Origin of the sequence: Nocardia sp. NPDC004654 (genome assembly GCF_040609595.1) — a bacterium.
GTDB lineage: Bacteria > Actinomycetota > Actinomycetes > Mycobacteriales > Mycobacteriaceae > Nocardia.
The window spans coordinates 243553-259962 of the sequence record NZ_JBEXKI010000010.1 but is presented as its reverse complement, the minus strand read 5'-3'; the positions used below and the strand labels follow the sequence as shown (position 1 = coordinate 259962).

Sequence of the window (16410 nt, the reverse complement as noted above, 5' to 3'; positions counted from 1 at the left end):
GTCATACCTCGCGAATCGGCTGGATCAATCCGCGGTCGCGCTGGGCAGCACGTGCCGGGTGCCGATCGGGACGATCATCGGCCTGCCGGACACCGGGTCCTCGAGCACCGAGGCGTCCAACCCGAAGACCTCTTTCAGCAGTGCGGCGGTGACGATGTCGCCGGGGGCGCCCTGCGCGACGATCCGTCCGGCGTGCATGACGACGAGCTGATCGCTGTACCGGATGGCCAGGTTCAGGTCGTGCAGCACCATCACCACGGTGCGGCCGAGATCGTCGTGCAGCCGGTCGACCAGATCGAGGACCTCGAGCGAATGCGCGAGATCGAGGTAGGTCGTCGGCTCGTCGAGCAACAGGATGTCGGTGCCCTGCGCCAGCGCCATGGAGATCCAGGCGCGCTGGCGCTGGCCGCCGGAGAGCTCGTCGAGCGCGCGGTCGGCCAGGTCGGCGATGCCGGTCTGCTCGAGCGCGGTCATCACCTCCGTCTCGTCGGCCGCCGACCACTGCCGGATCCAGGACTGGTGCGGATGACGCCCGCGCGCGACCAGGTCGGCGACCGTCAATCCCTCCGGCGCGACCGGCGTCTGCGGCAGCATGCCGACCACCCGCGCGACGTCCTTGGTCTTCATCGAGGAAATGGCCTTGCCGTCCAACAGGATCCGGCCCTCGCGCGGCCGCAGCAACCGGCCGAGCGAGCGCAGCAGGGTGGACTTGCCGCAGCCGTTGGGGCCGATGACGGTGGTGATCACGCCTGGGGTGATGTCGAGGGTGAGTCCGTCGACGATGACGCGGTCGCCGTAGCCGAGGCTGATGTCCGCTGCGGCCAGCTGGTGTGCGGTGGCGGTGGTGGTGACGGTCATGACAGGGTCGCCTTCCGGTTCAGACGCACGAGCAGGTACAGCAGGAACGGTCCGCCGAACCCGGCGGTCACGATGCCGACGGGCAGGTCGATCGGGAACAGCGTGCGCGCGGCCGCGTCCGCTCCGACCACCAGGATCGCACCGATCAGCGCCGAACCGATCAACGGTTCGCCGGGCGTGCGCAGCAGCCGCCGCGCGATCTGTGGCCCGGCCAGCGCGACGAACGCGATCGGACCGGCGGCCGCGGTCGCGACCGAGGCGGCCACCACCGACGAGCCGATCAGGATGGCCTGCTGGGTCTGAATTCGCACACCGAGCGCACGGGTGGTCTCGGTGCCGAGCCGCAGCGCCGCCAGCGTGCGCGCCGAACCCACGGCGACGAGCGCGACGAAAGCCAGCGCCAGCGTCGCGGGCACCAGCTGGTTCGTGGTGGAACCGTTGAGCGATCCGGTCAGCCACAGCTGTGCGCGGGAGGCGTCCTGCCAGGTCCCTAGGGTGAGCACCCAGCTGATGCCCGCCATGAGCAGCGCGTTGACGCCGATGCCGATGAGCACCAGCCGCAGACCGGTCGCGCCGAATTCGCCGGTAGCCGTACGCCCGAGCGCGAGCGCGTAGATCACGGCGGCGGTGAGCAATCCGCCGAGCAGCGCGGCCAGCGGCGCGCCGAGGGTGGCCGCGAAACCTGTCGTGGCGCCGCCGGTGGCGACGAGCACCGACACCGCGCCGAGACTGGCGCCGGTGGTGATGCCGAGCATGTCCGGGCTGGCCAGCGGATTGTGCAGGATCGATTGCGTGATCGCGCCCGCCAGCCCGAGCGCCGCGCCCACGACCAGGGCGGTGAGTGCCCGCGGCAGCCGCGAGTCCAGCACGATGTAGCGCTGCGATCGGCTGCCGCCGCCGGAGAGCACGTCGAGCACCCGCCCGATCGGAATGTGCGTGTCGCCCACGGCGATGTCCACGCAGAACAGCGCGAAGGCGAGCGCGGCGAGCGCCAGCACGGTCGCGACCATCACCGGTCGCAGCACCAGTGAGACCGGACCGATCCGCAAGGCGGGCCGCACCTTCCGCAGGCCTGCCGAATCGGGCTGCGCGTCCGTGGTTCTCACGTCGACGTTCACCGTGTCCTCCCGGTGGTCGCGGTGCCGGAGCGTTCGAGTCTCACAGGTTCACCAGCTTTCGGCGGCGCACGAGCGCGATGAAGAACGGCGCGCCGACGAGGGCGAGCATCACACCGGCCTGAAGCTCGCCGGGCCGCGCGACGAGCCTGCCCGCGACGTCGGCGACCAGCAGCAGCAGCGCGCCGAGCAAGCCCGAATAGGGGATGAGCCAGCGGAAGTCGGGTCCGGTGAACATCCGCGCGGCGTGCGGGACGATGAGTCCGAGAAAGGCGATCGGCCCGACGGCCGCGGTCGCGCCGCCGCACAGCAGCACCACCGCGGTGAGCCCGAGCGCGCGGCTGCGGCCGACGTGCACGCCGAGTCCGCGCGCGACCTCGTCGCCGAGGGTGAGCAGATTGAGACCGGGCGCTGCCACGACGGCGAGCACCAAACCTATTGCCAAGAAAGGCAGCACCTGCCAGAACACCTCCGCGTCCCGCCCAGCGACCGCGCCGACCACCCAGAAGCGATAGGTGTCCAGCGCCGCGGGGTCCAGCAGCACAATGGCGTTCGTCATGGCCTGTAGGAACGCGGTGAGCGCGGCGCCCGCGAGCACGAGGCTGAGCGGGCTGGCCTTGCCGCCGCCGATGGACGAGAAACCGAAGACGGCGAGTCCGGTCAGCAGTGCTCCGGCGAACGCGAACCAGATGTACTGCTCCGGCATGGTGAAGCCGAATACGTACATGCTCAGCGCGGCGAGAAACGCGGCGCCGGAATTCAATCCGAGCAGGCTCGCGTCCGCCAGCGGGTTGCGGGTGTAGCCCTGGACCAGCGCGCCGGTGACGCCGAGCGCGATGCCGGCGAGCACCGCGAGCGCCGTGCGCGGCAACCGCAGCGACCGCACGATCTGGTCCTCGGCGGTCTGCGCCGGGCAGCTGAAGGGGCCGCCCGGGCAGGTCAACGCGTCGCGCACGGTGTCGAAGACGGTGCCGGGCGCGAGCGAGCGGGAACCGAGCGCGATGCTGGCCACCGCGGCCAGGAACAACAGCGCGAACAGGAGGACAAGGCCGGTCAGGCGACGCCGCCTCACGGTGCCAAGGGGTGTCACGGCGACGTAGTGCTCCTGACTCGTTGTGGTGCTGAACCGATGTTGTGCCCCGGGGTTGCCAGGTTGGGTAAGCCTAACCTATCTTCCGAACTCGACTCTATGAGGAGCCGATCCCGAGGAGGTTCGATGCTCGAGCCAATGACAACCCGTCAGGTCCGCGACGCCGAGGTGGCGTTCGGTCGTGCCTGCACCCGGCTGCGGGCCTTGCAACCGGAGCATCCGCGAGTGTATGCCGTTGCCGCCATGGGTGATCAGGGCAAACGCCGGTGGTGGAAGCTTTCCGAAGGCCTGCGCGAAGGTCGCATCGAGCTGATGTACCGCCGCCACGCCGCCGAGATGATCAGCGCCGACACCGCCGCCGAAGTGGTCGCGACCGCGCTGATCCACGCGGTGATCGGGCGGGTTGCCGCGCTGCTCGTCGCCGAGGGCAAAGCATGGGATCCCGGCCTGGAGAACCTCTGGGTGCACCACGACAACGACGGCGGCATCGACTGGGCGGGTGTGGAGGACATCACCATTCGCGCGATCGACGGCGAACGATCCAGCGGGGAGCCCGGTGTGGTGACGCTGCCCTGCGAGCGCGCCATGTTCGTTTGGCTGGCGCATCGCTGCGAACCGTCGCTGACCCTGATCCAGCACGGCCTCGCCCGTTGTGCCGGTCTGAGCGCGCGGCGGTTCTGGTCGCTGGTCGGCGAATCCCTCGTCGGCGCCGCGACTTACGTGCCGGATCTGGCCCGCACGAACGCCGAGGACGGCGCCCGGCGCGGACAAGGACTGCTGCTCGCGCTGGAGGAGCGCGGACTGCCGGTCCGCCGCGCCGCCTGCCTGGTTCGCTGAGTTCACCCGCGTTCGCCGCGGAGGCGTTTCGCCGTCATCTGGGTTGGGTATTCTGCGCGCCGGTGAACCGCGGCCGATGCTGACGCGGCGCGTCGGTGTCTCGGGAGGCTCTGATTGTCAGCGCGAGGAGTGGCGATGAGTACGCAGCTGATGATTGTCGAGGACGACGACCGGGTACGGACCGCGTTGCGGCTGGCGATGGAGGACGAGGGCTACGACGTCGCCGAGGCCGAAGCGGCCGAGACAGCGCTGGATCATCTGCGCGACAACGGCGCACCGGACGTGATGATCATCGATCTGATGCTCGGCGGCATGGACGGGTTCACCTGCATCCGGGAGATCCGGCGCGAGCACCAGGTGCCGATCATCGTGGTCAGCGCCCGCGACGACACCCACGACGTCGTGGCCGCCCTGGAGGCGGGTGCGGACGATTTCGTCACCAAGCCGTTCGAGGTCAAGGAGATCACCGCCCGCATGCGTGCGCTGCGCAGGCGCGCGGGTCTGACCGCCGAACGCGACGCGCCCCAGGACATCGTGCTGGACGGCGCTCGCCGCCTTGTGCTTTCGCCGCAGCGCGGCACGGTTCGCTGCGGCGGGGACGACCTGCACCTCACGCTCACCGAATTCCGGCTGCTGTGTGAACTGGCCGAGAACCCCGGCTTCGTGTTGAGTCGTCCCGTGCTGCTGGACCGGGTCTGGGACCGCGGCTTCTTCGGTGACGAACGGATCGTCGACGTGCACCTGCGGCGGCTGCGCACCAAGATCGAGCGCGACCCGTCCGATCCTCGCCTCATCGTCACCGTGCGCGGCCTCGGCTATCGCCTCGATGTCCAGGACTGACCGCCGCTGCGCGCTGGTTCCGCTGCGGAGTCTGCGCGGGCGTGTGGTCTTCGCCTTCGCGTCCAGCGCGAGCCTGGTGGCGTTGGTTCTCGTCGCGTCCGTCTTCATGATCGGCCGCGATTACATGGAATCCCAGCGCGTCCGGGTGGTGGAGCGGGGTGCGGAGGCGCACGCCGAAATGCTGCGCGCCCTGCTCGACGACCCCGGCGCGAGCGGCGCCACCGCGCTGAGCGCGTTGAACCCGCCGCCCGACACCGTGCTGCTGCTGCGGTGGAACTCCGAATGGTTCAGCAGCGACCCGGATTTCGATTCCGATCCCGCGGTCGTGCTGCCGCAGGGCCACGGCAGGCGCGGGCCGGGACCTACCGAACGCGTCACCCTCGACGGGCAGTCGTTCCTGCGGACCGGGGTCGTACTGGGCGAAAAGGGCGGTGTGCTCTACGAATTCGCGCCGTTGACCGAACTGGAGGCCACCCTGCGCATGCTGCGCAACGTGCTGATCGTCTGCGGACTCGCCGCGGTCGCGATCGGCGCGGCGCTCGGCGTGTGGGCGAGCCACCACGCGCTGAAGCCGCTGCGCCAAGTCGCCAGGACCGCCGCCCGAATCGCCGCGGGGGAGCACGAGATCCGGCTGCCGATCTCCCGCGACCGGGACCTCTCGACCACGGTGGACGCGTTCAACGCGATGGTCGACGCGCTGCAGCGGCGCATCGAGCGCGAGCGCAGGCTGGTCTCCGACATCGGCCACGAGCTGCGCACCCCGCTGACGACGCTGACCACCGGCGTCGCCGTGATGAACAGGCACACCGAGGAACTGCCCGAGCGGCCGCGCCAGGCACTCGGCCTGGTGAACGCCGAACTCGACCACCTGCGCCGCCTGCTGGAGGATCTGCTCGCGCTGGCCAGGGCGGAGGCGGGCATCCACCGCTCGGATCTGGAGCCGCTCTCGCTCGGCGAGCTGCTGGCCAACACCCTCGCGGCGCGCAACTACGACACCGCGCTGCTGAACGTCGAGGCGGACGTCGTCGTCGAGGGCCGCAAGATCGAGCTGGAGCGCGCGGTGGCGAACCTGCTGGAGAACGCCGACCGGCACGGGGACGGCGTCGTGGGGGTGCGGGTCGGCAGGGAAGGACAGCGCGCCGTGCTGGCCGTCGACGACGCGGGTCCCGGCGTCCCGGAGCCCGACCGCGAGCGCATCTTCGAGCGTTTCGCGACGGTCCGCACGAGCAGGAGGTCCACGGCGGGCACCGGCATCGGACTCGCCCTCGTCGCGGAGACGGTGGCCGCGCACCGCGGCGCCATCGCATGCGTCGAACGGCCCGGGGGCGGTGCGCGTTTCGTGGTGGTCCTGCCCGCGGTCGCGGGTTCGTCATGAGATCGCAAACTGATCGATCGAATCGTCGCAATGAAGCTCGGTCACCATGATCACCGTGAGGCAGCCCCGGTCGTGGAGTCGTGCGCGGTTCCCGCGATCGCAGTGTTGCGCACCCAACCGGACACCGGAATCCCCGGCCGGACACCGTAGTTCGTCACGGAGGAGGACGCAGTGCCTCGGCGGATCGACCGCCCGATGAGCCGAGCGCGCGACCGGCGAACCCAGCGGTGTGCCACCGGAGGTTCCGGTGCCCCAACGGGCGTGCGCGCCCGTCGAGCGGGGTCATGACGGCCGACGAGTCCGCGGACGAGGTCCGCGTGCGGCTGCGTTTCCCCGAGGGGGGAGCCGTCCTCGAATATCGCGCCTCCGCGGCCGTAGCGCACAGGTTGTCCGTCGAACTGGGCCGCTACGGGGTGAGCGTCACCGTCGACGACCAGGTGCACGCGGAGCTGGCCTCGCTGCCGAACACCGAACTCTGGTCCCGCTGAGCGCCTTTCGGCTACGAGCCGAGTCCGTTTCGGAACGCCTGGCAGCGCGGGTGTTTCGATGGAAAACGACCGGGGCCCGGCGTGTCGACGCCGGGCCCCGATGACTCTGGTGGCGAGATCAGCCGATGCTGAAGGGCTTGCCCCACAGCGTGATCACCGACATCACGTTGGTGGTCTCGACTTTCACCTTGACGAACGAGCGCGCCTGCGCGTACCCACCGCAGCCGGACAGGCCGATGGTGGTGTCGGCCCAGGTGACGCTGCCGCTGGTGCCCTTGAACTTGTTGCGCTTCTCGTGCGACTCGTTGCCGAAGTCGTCGGCCTCCTCGATGTCGAGGACGTAGAACGACTTGGCCTGGCCGGGGCCGAGCGACAGCTCGCCGCCGCTCTCGGCGCCGACGTTCGGCTCCACCTGGTCTCCGCTCCAGTCCAGCTCGCCGCTGACGCCGCCCTCGACGCCGCCGCCGTCGATGTTGACCTGGCAGCCGACGACGTAACCCGGGTAGATCTTGCCGCCCTTGGCGTTCGGACCGGACAGCTCGACCTGCGCGCTGGCCGATACCCAGGCGTTGCGGTGCACCGGGGTCGAACCGAGCGACGGGCTGATGGTGGCGGACTCGCCGACCAGGCGCACCGTGACGACGGTGCCGTCGGACAGGGTCTTGGTGATCTCGCCGCCGGGCAGCGGGACGAAGGTGTCGGCGTGCGCGGCGCCGGTGGAGAACAGGCCCACCGCGACGGTGGCCGCGGCGCCGAGCCCCGCCGCCCGTGCGATGCTCTTGCGATCGATCATGGTTGTATTGCCCCTCGAGGGTTGAAGTCGCTTCAGCGCGAGTGTGTTTCGTGGACCACTGACGACGTCAGCCGATGCTGAACGGCGCGCCGTAGAGGGTGGTCTTGGAGTAGTGGTCGCCGATGATCTCGACGACGGTGTAGGCGCGCGCCTGGGCGTAGCCCGCGCAGCCCTGGATCTCGATCTCCACGTCCTGGTACTCGACCGAGTACACACCCGGCTTCAGGATGTCCTTGTAGTCGATCTGGACGAACTTGACCTGGCCGGGGCCGAGCTCGAGGCCGATCGAGCCGCCGATGCTGCCGCCGCTGAGGTCGATGCCGCCGGAGAGGCCCGCGCTGATCGCGTCGTCGCCGATGCTCACCTGGCAGCCGACGATGTAGCCGGTGTTCAGCTGGGAGGCGCCGTGCGTCGAGGAGTTGTTGGTGCCCGCTCCGTTGGCGGGGCCGTTGTTGGGGCCGACCTCGCCCTCCGGGGTGACCGTGACGTCGGCGACGACGGTACCCGAGACCCAGGCGACGCGGCCCGCGCCGTTGGCGGCCAGCGAGGGCGAGATCACCGCGCGCTCACCGGTCCTGGCGATCGTGACGCCCGGTCCGACCCGCTCCCCGTTCGGCAGTGGCACAAAGGTGTCCGCGTCGGCCGCGCCGGTGGACAGCAGGCCCATGGCAACGGCCGCGGCGGCGCCGACGCCCGCGACGCGGCCGCCGCTTCGCAGACCGCTGGAGCGATTCATGCTCATACTTCCCCTCATCAGGTTGGAACGTTGCGCCTCGCGGGTGGAGACGGAAAGCCTCCGCGAGGCGCACCCGAGCTTGATCACTCGCGTTGTCCACCCGATGAACCGCCGTCGCCCGCGGCGATGAACGCTCCGGGACGGTCGTGTGTCCAGTTCTTTGCGATCGTGTGTCGACGGCCGACACGAACTCGACATGTACTGTCGCGGTGCGATGTTCGCGCGCGCGAGGAAGCTGGAAACAAGGCGTCGAAAGTAAGAGCGGCGGGCCCCACGTGGTGACGTGGAGCCCGCCGCGGCAGTGGATCGGGGTCACCGCAGCCCTCGGGACTCTCTCGATCCTGACGCCGAGATGAGTATAGGTCAGGCTTACCTAACTTGGCAACAAGTCGTTTCTCGGCGCCTGTCGTGTGACATTTTTCGCCGCCCGCGCCCCTGGCGTGTCGCGCCGGAGCGGTCCTACTCTGTCGGCCGACACGAACCGCGAGATCCCCTGACTCAAAGGGATTTTCGCCGCAAACCGTACAGACCGGCGCGTCGACCACCGCCGAGTACCGGCCCGTTCGGGGCACGTGTCGGGACCCCGTGTGCCGATGCCGAGGAGCTGTATCCGCTTTGTCCGTTAGAGCGTTTCGTTCGCGTCCGCTTGCCGCCCTGCTGGCCGTGACCGCAGTGTTCGCCGCGATCTCGTGCGGCGCGGAACAGTCGACCTCGAGCGACCACGTCGAGAGTCCGCCCGCGCACATGCCCGCGCACTGGGACTACGACGCCGAGGGGCCCGACCACTGGGCCGACCTGGACCGCGACTTCCTGACCTGCCGCAGCGGCCACGAACAGTCGCCGATCGACCTGTCCGGATCTGCCCGGCTCGACCCCGCCGACCACATCGACGTCGACTACCGGCCGATCCCAGGGGTCCGGTTGGTCAACAACGGCCACACCGTTCAGGCCGAGGTGCCCGCGGGCAGCGGCAACCGCATCCTCGTCGCGGGCGAACCCTACGAGCTGCTCCAGTTCCACTTCCATCTGCCCAGCGAGCACACCGTCGACGGGCACGGCGCCGCGATGGAGTTGCACCTCGTGCACAAGAACGCCGACGGGCGAGTCGCCGTGCTCGGGGTGCTGATGGAGGCAGGCCAGGGCTCCTCGGTGTTCGGACCGGTGCTGGCCGCCGCGCCGAGAACCGCGGAAGCGGCGGTCGCCTTCGACGGACCGCTGGATCCGTCGGCGTTCCTGCCCGCGGTGCGCGATCAGTTCCGCTACCGCGGTTCGCTCACGACGCCGCCGTGCAGCGAGGGCGTGTCCTGGACGGTGTTGAGCGAACCGGTCGCGGTCGCGCCGGAGGAGATCGAGCTGTACCACTCGCTGTTCGCGCACAGCAACCGGCCGACCCAGCCGCTCAACGGCCGGACCATCACCCTGGCCGGGAACTGAACCCGCCGCGTTCGACGGTTTCGTGTGGTGTAAAGCTGGGTTCATGACGCAACAGGAGTTCGGGGCCGTTCGCTCGCTGGCCGATGTCACGCCGGAGCTGATGAACAAGGTCAGCGAGGGCACCTTCGCGGACCTGATCGGTCTGCGCTACACCGAGCTGCGGCCGGACCTGGTGCGCGGCGAGTGGGTCGTCAAGCCGCACCTCTACCAACCCGCGGGCATCCAGAACGGTGGCGTGTACTGCACCGTCATCGAGACGCTCGCCAGCATCGGCGGCGGCGTCTGGTACGGCGAGCGCGGCACCGTCGTCGGCGTCAACAACAACACCGACTTCCTGCGCGCCGTACGCGAGGGCACTCTCTACGGCGAGGCGACCCCGCTGCACCAGGGTCGCACCCAGCAGTTGTGGCAGGTCGTGATCACCGACGAGGAACAGCGCGTGGTGGCCCGCGGTCAGGTCCGGCTGCAGAACCTGCCCAAGCGCGACTGACCCGAGCGTCGACTGCGCGCCGTCGACCGGCGCGACGGGAACGGGCGTGCCAGAATGACCGTCACCCGTCCGTCGACCGGTGAGGAGTCCGGATGCGACTGTCGCCGCACGAGCAGGAGCGCCTGCTGCTGAGCTACGCCGCCGAGCTGGCCCGGCGCAGACAGGCCCGCGGACTGAAGCTCAACCATCCGGAGGCGGTCGCCCTCATCACCGATCACGTGCTCGAGGGCGCGCGCGACGGGCGCACCGTCGCCGAGCTGATGTCGTCCGGGCGTACCGTGCTCGCGCGCGGCGACGTGATGGCGGGCGTGCCCGAGATGATCCACGACGTCCAGGTGGAGGCGACCTTCCCGGACGGCACCAAACTCGTCACGGTCCACCATCCGATCGCCTAGGGCGTACACATGATTCCTGGCGAATACTTCTGCGCCGAGGGCGTGATCGAGCTGAACGCGGGTCGCGATCGCGTCGAGCTGGACGTGGTGAACACCGGCGACCGTCCCGTGCAGGTCGGCAGCCACGTGCACTTCCCGCAGGCCAACCCCGCGCTCGACTTCGATCGCGCCGCCGCGCACGGACGTCGGCTCGATATACCGGCGGGTACCGCGGTGCGATTCGAACCCGGCCTCGGCCAACGGGTTTCGCTGGTGCCGCTGGCCGGGACCCGCGAGGTGCACGGCATCGGCCTGTCGCCGCCCGGAACGCTGGACGCGCCACGGACCGCGGAAGGGCAGCGATGACCGAACTGAGCAGGGCCCGCTACGCCGAACTGTTCGGGCCGACCGTGGGCGACCGAATCCGCTTGGCCGACACCGATCTGCTGATCGAGATCACCGAGGACCGCTGCGGCGGACCGGGTCTCGCGGGCGACGAGGCGGTCTTCGGCGGTGGCAAAGTGCTGCGCGAATCCATGGGCCAGTCCCGCGCCACCCGCGCCGAGGGCGCGCCGGACACCGTGATCACCGGGGCGGTGATCATCGACCACTGGGGAATCGTCAAGGCCGACATCGGTATTCGCGACGGCCGCGTCTGCGGCATTGGCAAGGCGGGCAACCCCGAGACCATGTCGGGCGTGCACCCGGCCCTCGTGGTCGGCCCGTCCACCGAGATCATCGCGGGCAACGGCCGCATCGTCACCGCGGGCGCCATCGACTGCCACGTGCACTTCATCTGCCCGCAGCTGATGGAGGAGGCGCTCGGCGGCGGGATCACCACCCTCGTCGGCGGCGGCACGGGCCCCGCGGAGGGTTCCAAGGCGACCACCGTGACACCGGGTGCCTGGCACCTGGCCAGGATGCTGGAGGCCACCGATCACTGGCCGCTGAACATCGTGCTGCTCGGCAAGGGCAACACCGTCAGCGAAGAGGCAATGTGGGAGCAATTGCGCGCCGGTGCATCGGGTTTCAAGCTGCACGAGGACTGGGGCTCGACTCCGGCGGCGATCGATGCCTGCCTGCGGGTCGCGGACGCCTCCGGCGTGCAGGTCGCGCTGCACTCGGACACGTTGAACGAGGCCGGTTTCGTCGAGGACACTCTCGCCGCTATCGCCGGACGCGGCATCCACGCCTATCACACCGAGGGGGCGGGCGGCGGGCACGCGCCCGACATCATCACCGTCGCCTCGCATCCCAACGTGCTGCCGAGTTCGACGAACCCCACCCGACCGCACACGGTCAACACCCTCGACGAGCACCTGGACATGCTCATGGTCTGCCACCACCTGAGCCCGTCCATTCCGGAGGATCTCGCCTTCGCGGAGAGCCGGATTCGCCCGTCCACCATCGCCGCCGAGGACCTGCTGCACGATCTGGGCGCCATCTCCATGATCGGCAGCGATTCTCAGGCGATGGGCCGGATCGGCGAGGTGGTGCTGCGTACCTGGCAGACCGCGCACGTCATGAAGCGCCGCCGAGGCGCGCTGCCCGGTGACGGCGCCGCCGACAACGCCAGGGTGCGCCGCTACATCGCCAAATACACCATCTGCCCCGCCATCGCGCACGGCCTCGACCACGAGATCGGCTCGGTGGAGGTCGGCAAACTCGCCGACCTCGTGCTGTGGGAACCGGCGTTCTTCGGCGTTCGCCCGCACGCCGTACTCAAGGGCGGCGCGATCGCGTGGGCGGCCATGGGCGACGCCAACGCCTCCATTCCCACCCCGCAACCGGTGCTGCCGCGCCCGATGTTCGGCGCGGCGGCGCCGGTCGCGGCGGCCACCTCGCTGCACTTCGTGTCCGAGCAGGCCGTCGAAGCCGGACTGGCGGACCGCCTCGCCGTGCGCCGAAAGCTGGTGCCGGTCAAGAACGTTCGCCGTCTGACGAAGTCCGACATGCCGCTCAACGACGCGTTGCCGCGCATCGAGGTGGAGCCCGACACCTTCACCGTCCGGGTCGACGGCGAGGTGTGGGCCGAGCAGCCCGCGACGGAACTGCCCATGGCCCAACGGTATTTCCTCTTCTGAGCAACGCCCGGCGACGGTCTCAGGCGCCGAACGACATGATCGCGAACGCGGCGCCCGCCGGATCGGCGAGCGCGGCGACGCGCGAGGGCCCCGGCATGTCCTGCGGTTCGGCGAGCAGCTTGCCGCCCAGTTCCGCGGCGCGGGCGACCACGGCGTCCACATCGGCGACGCGGATGGTCGTCGACCAGGAGGGCGCGGGCTCACCCGGCTGGGCGTGGTGGGCGCCGCCGAACTCGTGTCCACCGGAACCGGGAGAGAGTGCCTGGTAGGGGTTTTCGGCCGCGGTCTCCCAGGCGGCGTCGGTGTGCTTCCAACCGAGAACCTTCGCGTAGTGCGCCATGGCGTCGGCGGGGACGCCGGGCGCGGCGTACTCCACCCAGCACGGCCCGTTGACGGCGCCCCAGTTCTGGGTGCCGGGGTGCGTGATCAGTTGGGCGATCGCGTAGTCCGCGCCCGCCGGATCGACGAGGACCGCGAAGGTCAGCTGCCCGAAGACGTCCATCGGTTCGCAGAAAACGGACGCGCCCGCGTCCCGCGCCGCGGCGACGGTGGCGGCGGCGTCGGCCACCGAGAAATACGGCGTCCATGCCGCCGGGAAGGCGCTGCCGTCCGGCGCGGCGGCCGGAGCGATTCCCGCCACCTGGGCGTCGCCCTGGCGCAGGATGGTGTAGTGGCCCGCCTCGGCGCCCTGATCCTCGGCGGTCCAGCCGAACAGGGCGGAGTAGAACTCGGCGGAGGCCGGAATGTCCGGAGCCGTGACATCGAACCAGCAGGGTGCTCCCGCGGCGAATGCTTGCATGGTGTTCTCCTCGACGTGTCGTTGTCGTACACCGATACCGACGGCGTTCGCCCCGAAAAATCATCGCGGCCCGTAACGCGCCCGCCGCGCGGCCTCGGTAAGGTCCTGCGAGCAAACTCCCGGGGGCGGATCTCGTTCGCGCTCGGGCCGACATGGTTGTCAGTGCGTGGAAGGGGACGCGAGTGTTGAGCGATCCGAATCAGGCCGCCGACGAAATGGACCGCTGGGCGGAGAATCTGCAACGCACGGCGCAGAAGTACCAAGACCTGCACGGCCGGATGGAAGCCTTGTCGGTGACGGAGAGTTCGGCGGACAACCGGATCAGCGTGACGGTCGACGCCAACGGCGTCACCACCGGCATCACGCTCGCCGCGGCGACCCGCGGCATGGATCCCGCCGCCGTCGCGGCCGAACTCATGGCATGCACCCGCCGCGCCCAGGCCCGGCTGCGCGACCAGGTCACCGATCTGGTGCACAGCGTGGTCGGCGACGACAGGGCAGGACAGGCCATCGTCGGCCAGTACACCGAGCGTTTTCCCGATCCGGCGCCTACCGCCCCACCGACCCCGCCGGAGCCGGTCTCCACCCCGCCCACTGCCTACACCCCGCCGCAGCCACCGCAGGGCCCACGCAAGCCCGACCGCGACCGGACCGTCACGCCGGACGAGCCGGACGAGGACGACATGTACTACCGCCGCAAGTCCTGGCTGGAGTGAGCCCGCCGCGGCTTTCGGACGGAACCGAAAGTGCCCTGGCCGCGTCATAGTCGGTGGGTCGTCACCTGCCTTCGAGATCGCCGACGATATCGCCAAGGGCATCACTCTCGCGAAGTTCGACCCCTTCGACTATGTGGGATCGATGCTGATGGGCTGGATGCTCGAGCACGTCGAACCGATGCGGAAAGCGTTGGATTCGCTTGCGGGCAGCAAGGATATGGTCGCCGCGTACTCCGCTTCCTGGCAGGCGACGTCGACAAAGCTCGCCGAGGTCGCGGACACCTGGAAGAAGGAGATCGCCGAAGGCGCCGCGGGCTGGGTCGGCGCGACGGCGGACGCCTACCGCACCAAGGCGGACGCGGTGATCGCCGAGATCGTCGGGCAAGCCGCGCTCGCCGACCTGTTGAACAAGGTGAACGAGAAGATGTCGAAGATCGTGGAAGGCGTCCGCGGCATCATCACCGAGGTGCTCGGCTCGCTGGCCGGAATGTTGCTGGAGATCGCCGCCATCCTCATCGCGAGCGCCGGAACGGCGTCCCCGGCGCTCGTCGCCCGTGCCGTCTTCGGGATCTCCACCGCCACCATGACCGTCTCCCGAATGCTGATGAAGATGGCGAGCTCCTTGATCGGCTTGGGGGCGCTGGTGCGCAACCTGACGCAGGTCGTCGCGGCGGTCGTGGGCATCGAGAACGAGCTGGCCGAGGCCGGGGTGTAGCCGGAAACCGTTCTCAGCCAGCGAATCCCGATGCGCGCACCGCCGCCACGATGACGTCGGCGACGCCGCGCATGCCCGTGAGCGTCGGGTGGTACGGCACCAGGGTCTCGGTGGCCACCAGCGGATCGAACCAGCGGACGCCCTCCGGCGCGCACATGTCGTGACCCTCGGCCGGGGTGCGGGTGTCGATATAGGTTGCCCCGTATTCCGCTGCCGCGCTGGCGACTACGGAGTTCAGGCGGTCGAAGGCACGCTGCACGGTGGCCGCGTCCTGGGGCCGCAGGCCGACCAGTTCGGGGCAGCCGCCGTCGCGGACGTAGAGCGGCCAACCGTCCACGAACACCTTCGCGTTCGGGGCGAGCGCCGTAATACGTTGCAGTGCGGCGGAGTACGCGCCGGAGATGGCGTCGATCGCGGAATCCCACGCCGGGTCGGCGCACGTGCCGCCGCGCAGCCCGGCCAGGTGACAGGCGACCACGAACCTGGTCATCTCGGTGTCGTTCGCGCCGATGTGCACGGTGACCAGCCGGGTGTTCGGGCCGAGTCCGTCGAATTGCGGTGCGATGCCGGGTCCTTGGCTGGTGGTCAGGTGCGGGATCCGGGCCGAGCTGCACGTGCGGTCGTCGAGCCGCAGACCGAGATCGGCGGCGACCAGCTTGGGGGTGTTCGCGGTGGAGCGCGCGCACTGCGGTGGGGCACTCGTGTCGAAGCGTTGCACGCCCGTGGTCGCCGCGCCGGAATCGCCGAGCGCCACATATTCGGCGCCGCCGTCGGCGGGGGCGGCCGATGCCGGGGCGTGCATGGTCGCCGCGAACAGGGTGAGCATGCCCGCGGCGGCGATGGCGCGGGAGCGGTTCCGGACGGTCGTCATGGCGGTGTGGCACTCCGGGTGGTCGCAGGTTCAAAGTGAGACGCGCTGGTCTCTGTTTGTGGCCGAGACTACTGCGGCGCGGACCAGGCGAGACCGGTTTTCGGCAACTTCCGGTGGCAGACTGCAGGGATGACGACTTCTGGCTGGGCCGACGTGGACACCTACCTCGTGGACAATCTGGTGCGAGATCCGGAGACCGAAGCGGCGTTGGCGGCGAACGCCGAGGCCGGGTTGCCCGCCATCGATGTGTCGGCGGCGCAAGGGAAGTTCCTCTCGCTGCTCGCCCGCTCGACCGGGGCGCGCCGGGTGCTCGAGATCGGCACGCTGGGCGGATTCAGCACGATCTGGCTGGCGCGCGCGGTGGGGAAGGCAGGCCGCGTGATCACGCTCGAATTCGACCCGCGACACGCGGAGGTGGCGCGCGCGAACGTCGACAAGGCGGGCGTCGGCGATCGGGTGGACATTCGGGTGGGCGCGGCGCTGGAAATCCTGCCGGTGCTCGAGGCCGAGGCGCCCGAGCCGTTCGATCTGGTGTTCATCGACGCCGACAAGGTGAACAACTCGAACTACGTGCGCTGGGCACTGCGGTTGACCCGGCCCGGTTCGACGATCATCGTCGACAACGTGGTGCGCGGGGGAGCGGTGGCGGACGGCGAGTCGGAGGATCCGGCGGTGCGGGCGAGTCGCGAGCTGGTCGAAATGCTCGCTGCCGAACCGCGTTTGGACGCGACGGTGCTGCAAACGGTCGGCGCGAAGGGTTGGGACGGTTTCGCCTACGCGGTCGTGAACGACTAG

At 69.8% G+C, this 16410-nt stretch carries 19 protein-coding genes; 12 read left to right on the top strand and 7 right to left on the bottom strand.

Features of this window, described 5'->3' with window-relative positions; translation table 11 throughout:
- Nucleotides 1-24: 24 nt before the first annotated feature.
- Genes ABZV58_RS30680 through ABZV58_RS30670 form a run of 3 tightly spaced genes read right to left on the bottom strand, consistent with a single transcriptional unit; the run spans nucleotide 25 to nucleotide 3063 of the window.
- Nucleotides 25-858 carry an ABC transporter ATP-binding protein gene (locus ABZV58_RS30680; RefSeq protein ID WP_355003670.1) on the bottom strand — a complete coding sequence of 278 codons (834 nt, stop codon included), beginning with the start codon at nucleotides 856-858 and terminating at the stop codon, nucleotides 25-27.
- Nucleotides 855-1964 carry an iron chelate uptake ABC transporter family permease subunit gene (locus ABZV58_RS30675; RefSeq protein ID WP_355003669.1) on the bottom strand — a complete coding sequence of 370 codons (1110 nt, stop codon included), beginning with the start codon at nucleotides 1962-1964 and terminating at the stop codon, nucleotides 855-857. The genes ABZV58_RS30680 and ABZV58_RS30675 overlap by 4 nt, the downstream gene beginning before the upstream one ends.
- Before the next feature lie 52 nt (nucleotides 1965-2016).
- The gene (locus ABZV58_RS30670; RefSeq protein ID WP_355003668.1) at nucleotides 2017-3063 is read right to left on the bottom strand and encodes an iron ABC transporter permease; all 1047 of its coding nucleotides are present in this window, start codon (nucleotides 3061-3063) and stop codon (nucleotides 2017-2019) included.
- A gap of 126 nt (nucleotides 3064-3189) precedes the next feature.
- Here ABZV58_RS30670 and ABZV58_RS30665 point away from each other — a divergent pair, with 126 nt between their 5' ends.
- From ABZV58_RS30665 to ABZV58_RS30650, 4 genes are all read left to right on the top strand, one after another.
- The gene (locus ABZV58_RS30665) at nucleotides 3190-3900 is read left to right on the top strand and encodes a hypothetical protein (RefSeq protein ID WP_355003667.1); all 711 of its coding nucleotides are present in this window, start codon (nucleotides 3190-3192) and stop codon (nucleotides 3898-3900) included.
- Nucleotides 3901-4035: 135 nt separating this feature from the next.
- Entirely contained in the window at nucleotides 4036-4740 is a 705-nt protein-coding gene (locus ABZV58_RS30660) for a response regulator transcription factor (protein ID WP_355003666.1), read from the top strand.
- Nucleotides 4727-6115, top strand: a complete 1389-nt coding sequence (locus ABZV58_RS30655) for an ATP-binding protein (RefSeq protein ID WP_355003665.1) — start codon at nucleotides 4727-4729, stop codon at nucleotides 6113-6115. Before ABZV58_RS30660 ends, ABZV58_RS30655 begins: the two co-directional genes overlap by 14 nt.
- A gap of 284 nt (nucleotides 6116-6399) precedes the next feature.
- Nucleotides 6400-6603: a hypothetical protein gene (locus ABZV58_RS30650; protein WP_355003664.1), complete on the top strand. Its 204-nt coding sequence runs from the start codon at nucleotides 6400-6402 to the stop codon at nucleotides 6601-6603.
- A gap of 118 nt (nucleotides 6604-6721) precedes the next feature.
- On the opposite strand, the gene ABZV58_RS30645 is transcribed toward ABZV58_RS30650, so the two are convergent.
- Nucleotides 6722-7396 (bottom strand): MspA family porin, encoded by a 675-nt coding sequence (locus ABZV58_RS30645; protein WP_355003663.1) that lies wholly within the window; start codon nucleotides 7394-7396, stop codon nucleotides 6722-6724.
- A gap of 67 nt (nucleotides 7397-7463) precedes the next feature.
- Nucleotides 7464-8138: an MspA family porin gene (locus tag ABZV58_RS30640; RefSeq protein WP_355003662.1), complete on the bottom strand. Its 675-nt coding sequence runs from the start codon at nucleotides 8136-8138 to the stop codon at nucleotides 7464-7466.
- A 657-nt stretch (nucleotides 8139-8795) separates the two neighbouring features.
- Between ABZV58_RS30640 and ABZV58_RS30635 the strand changes: the two genes are divergently transcribed.
- The 5 genes from ABZV58_RS30635 (at nucleotide 8796) to ABZV58_RS30615 (ending at nucleotide 12514) form a co-directional block, all read left to right on the top strand.
- Nucleotides 8796-9566: a carbonic anhydrase family protein gene (locus ABZV58_RS30635; RefSeq protein ID WP_355003661.1), complete on the top strand. Its 771-nt coding sequence runs from the start codon at nucleotides 8796-8798 to the stop codon at nucleotides 9564-9566.
- 43 nt (nucleotides 9567-9609) lie between these two features.
- On the top strand, nucleotides 9610-10056 hold the full coding sequence (locus ABZV58_RS30630; protein ID WP_355003660.1) for a PaaI family thioesterase: 447 nt from the start codon (nucleotides 9610-9612) through the stop codon (nucleotides 10054-10056).
- Between the two features lie 92 nt (nucleotides 10057-10148).
- The gene (locus ABZV58_RS30625) at nucleotides 10149-10451 is read left to right on the top strand and encodes an urease subunit gamma (RefSeq protein ID WP_355003659.1); all 303 of its coding nucleotides are present in this window, start codon (nucleotides 10149-10151) and stop codon (nucleotides 10449-10451) included.
- A 9-nt stretch (nucleotides 10452-10460) separates the two neighbouring features.
- Nucleotides 10461-10796 (top strand): urease subunit beta, encoded by a 336-nt coding sequence (locus tag ABZV58_RS30620; RefSeq protein ID WP_355003658.1) that lies wholly within the window; start codon nucleotides 10461-10463, stop codon nucleotides 10794-10796.
- Nucleotides 10793-12514 carry an urease subunit alpha gene (locus ABZV58_RS30615; protein WP_355003657.1) on the top strand — a complete coding sequence of 574 codons (1722 nt, stop codon included), beginning with the start codon at nucleotides 10793-10795 and terminating at the stop codon, nucleotides 12512-12514. The genes ABZV58_RS30620 and ABZV58_RS30615 overlap by 4 nt, the downstream gene beginning before the upstream one ends.
- A 19-nt stretch (nucleotides 12515-12533) precedes the next feature.
- Here the strand turns inward: ABZV58_RS30615 and ABZV58_RS30610 are convergent, their stop codons facing one another.
- Entirely contained in the window at nucleotides 12534-13313 is a 780-nt protein-coding gene (locus ABZV58_RS30610) for a VOC family protein (RefSeq protein ID WP_355003656.1), read from the bottom strand.
- A gap of 185 nt (nucleotides 13314-13498) precedes the next feature.
- Between ABZV58_RS30610 and ABZV58_RS30605 the strand changes: the two genes are divergently transcribed.
- Together ABZV58_RS30605 and ABZV58_RS30600 are read left to right on the top strand one after the other, a co-directional pair.
- Entirely contained in the window at nucleotides 13499-14029 is a 531-nt protein-coding gene (locus tag ABZV58_RS30605; RefSeq protein ID WP_355003655.1) for a YbaB/EbfC family nucleoid-associated protein, read from the top strand.
- A 133-nt stretch (nucleotides 14030-14162) separates the two neighbouring features.
- The gene (locus tag ABZV58_RS30600) at nucleotides 14163-14744 is read left to right on the top strand and encodes a hypothetical protein (protein ID WP_355003654.1); all 582 of its coding nucleotides are present in this window, start codon (nucleotides 14163-14165) and stop codon (nucleotides 14742-14744) included.
- A 13-nt stretch (nucleotides 14745-14757) separates the two neighbouring features.
- On the opposite strand, the gene ABZV58_RS30595 is transcribed toward ABZV58_RS30600, so the two are convergent.
- Nucleotides 14758-15615, bottom strand: a complete 858-nt coding sequence (locus tag ABZV58_RS30595) for an SGNH/GDSL hydrolase family protein (RefSeq protein WP_355003653.1) — start codon at nucleotides 15613-15615, stop codon at nucleotides 14758-14760.
- A gap of 129 nt (nucleotides 15616-15744) precedes the next feature.
- Here ABZV58_RS30595 and ABZV58_RS30590 point away from each other — a divergent pair, with 129 nt between their 5' ends.
- Nucleotides 15745-16410: an O-methyltransferase gene (locus tag ABZV58_RS30590; RefSeq protein WP_355003652.1), complete on the top strand. Its 666-nt coding sequence runs from the start codon at nucleotides 15745-15747 to the stop codon at nucleotides 16408-16410.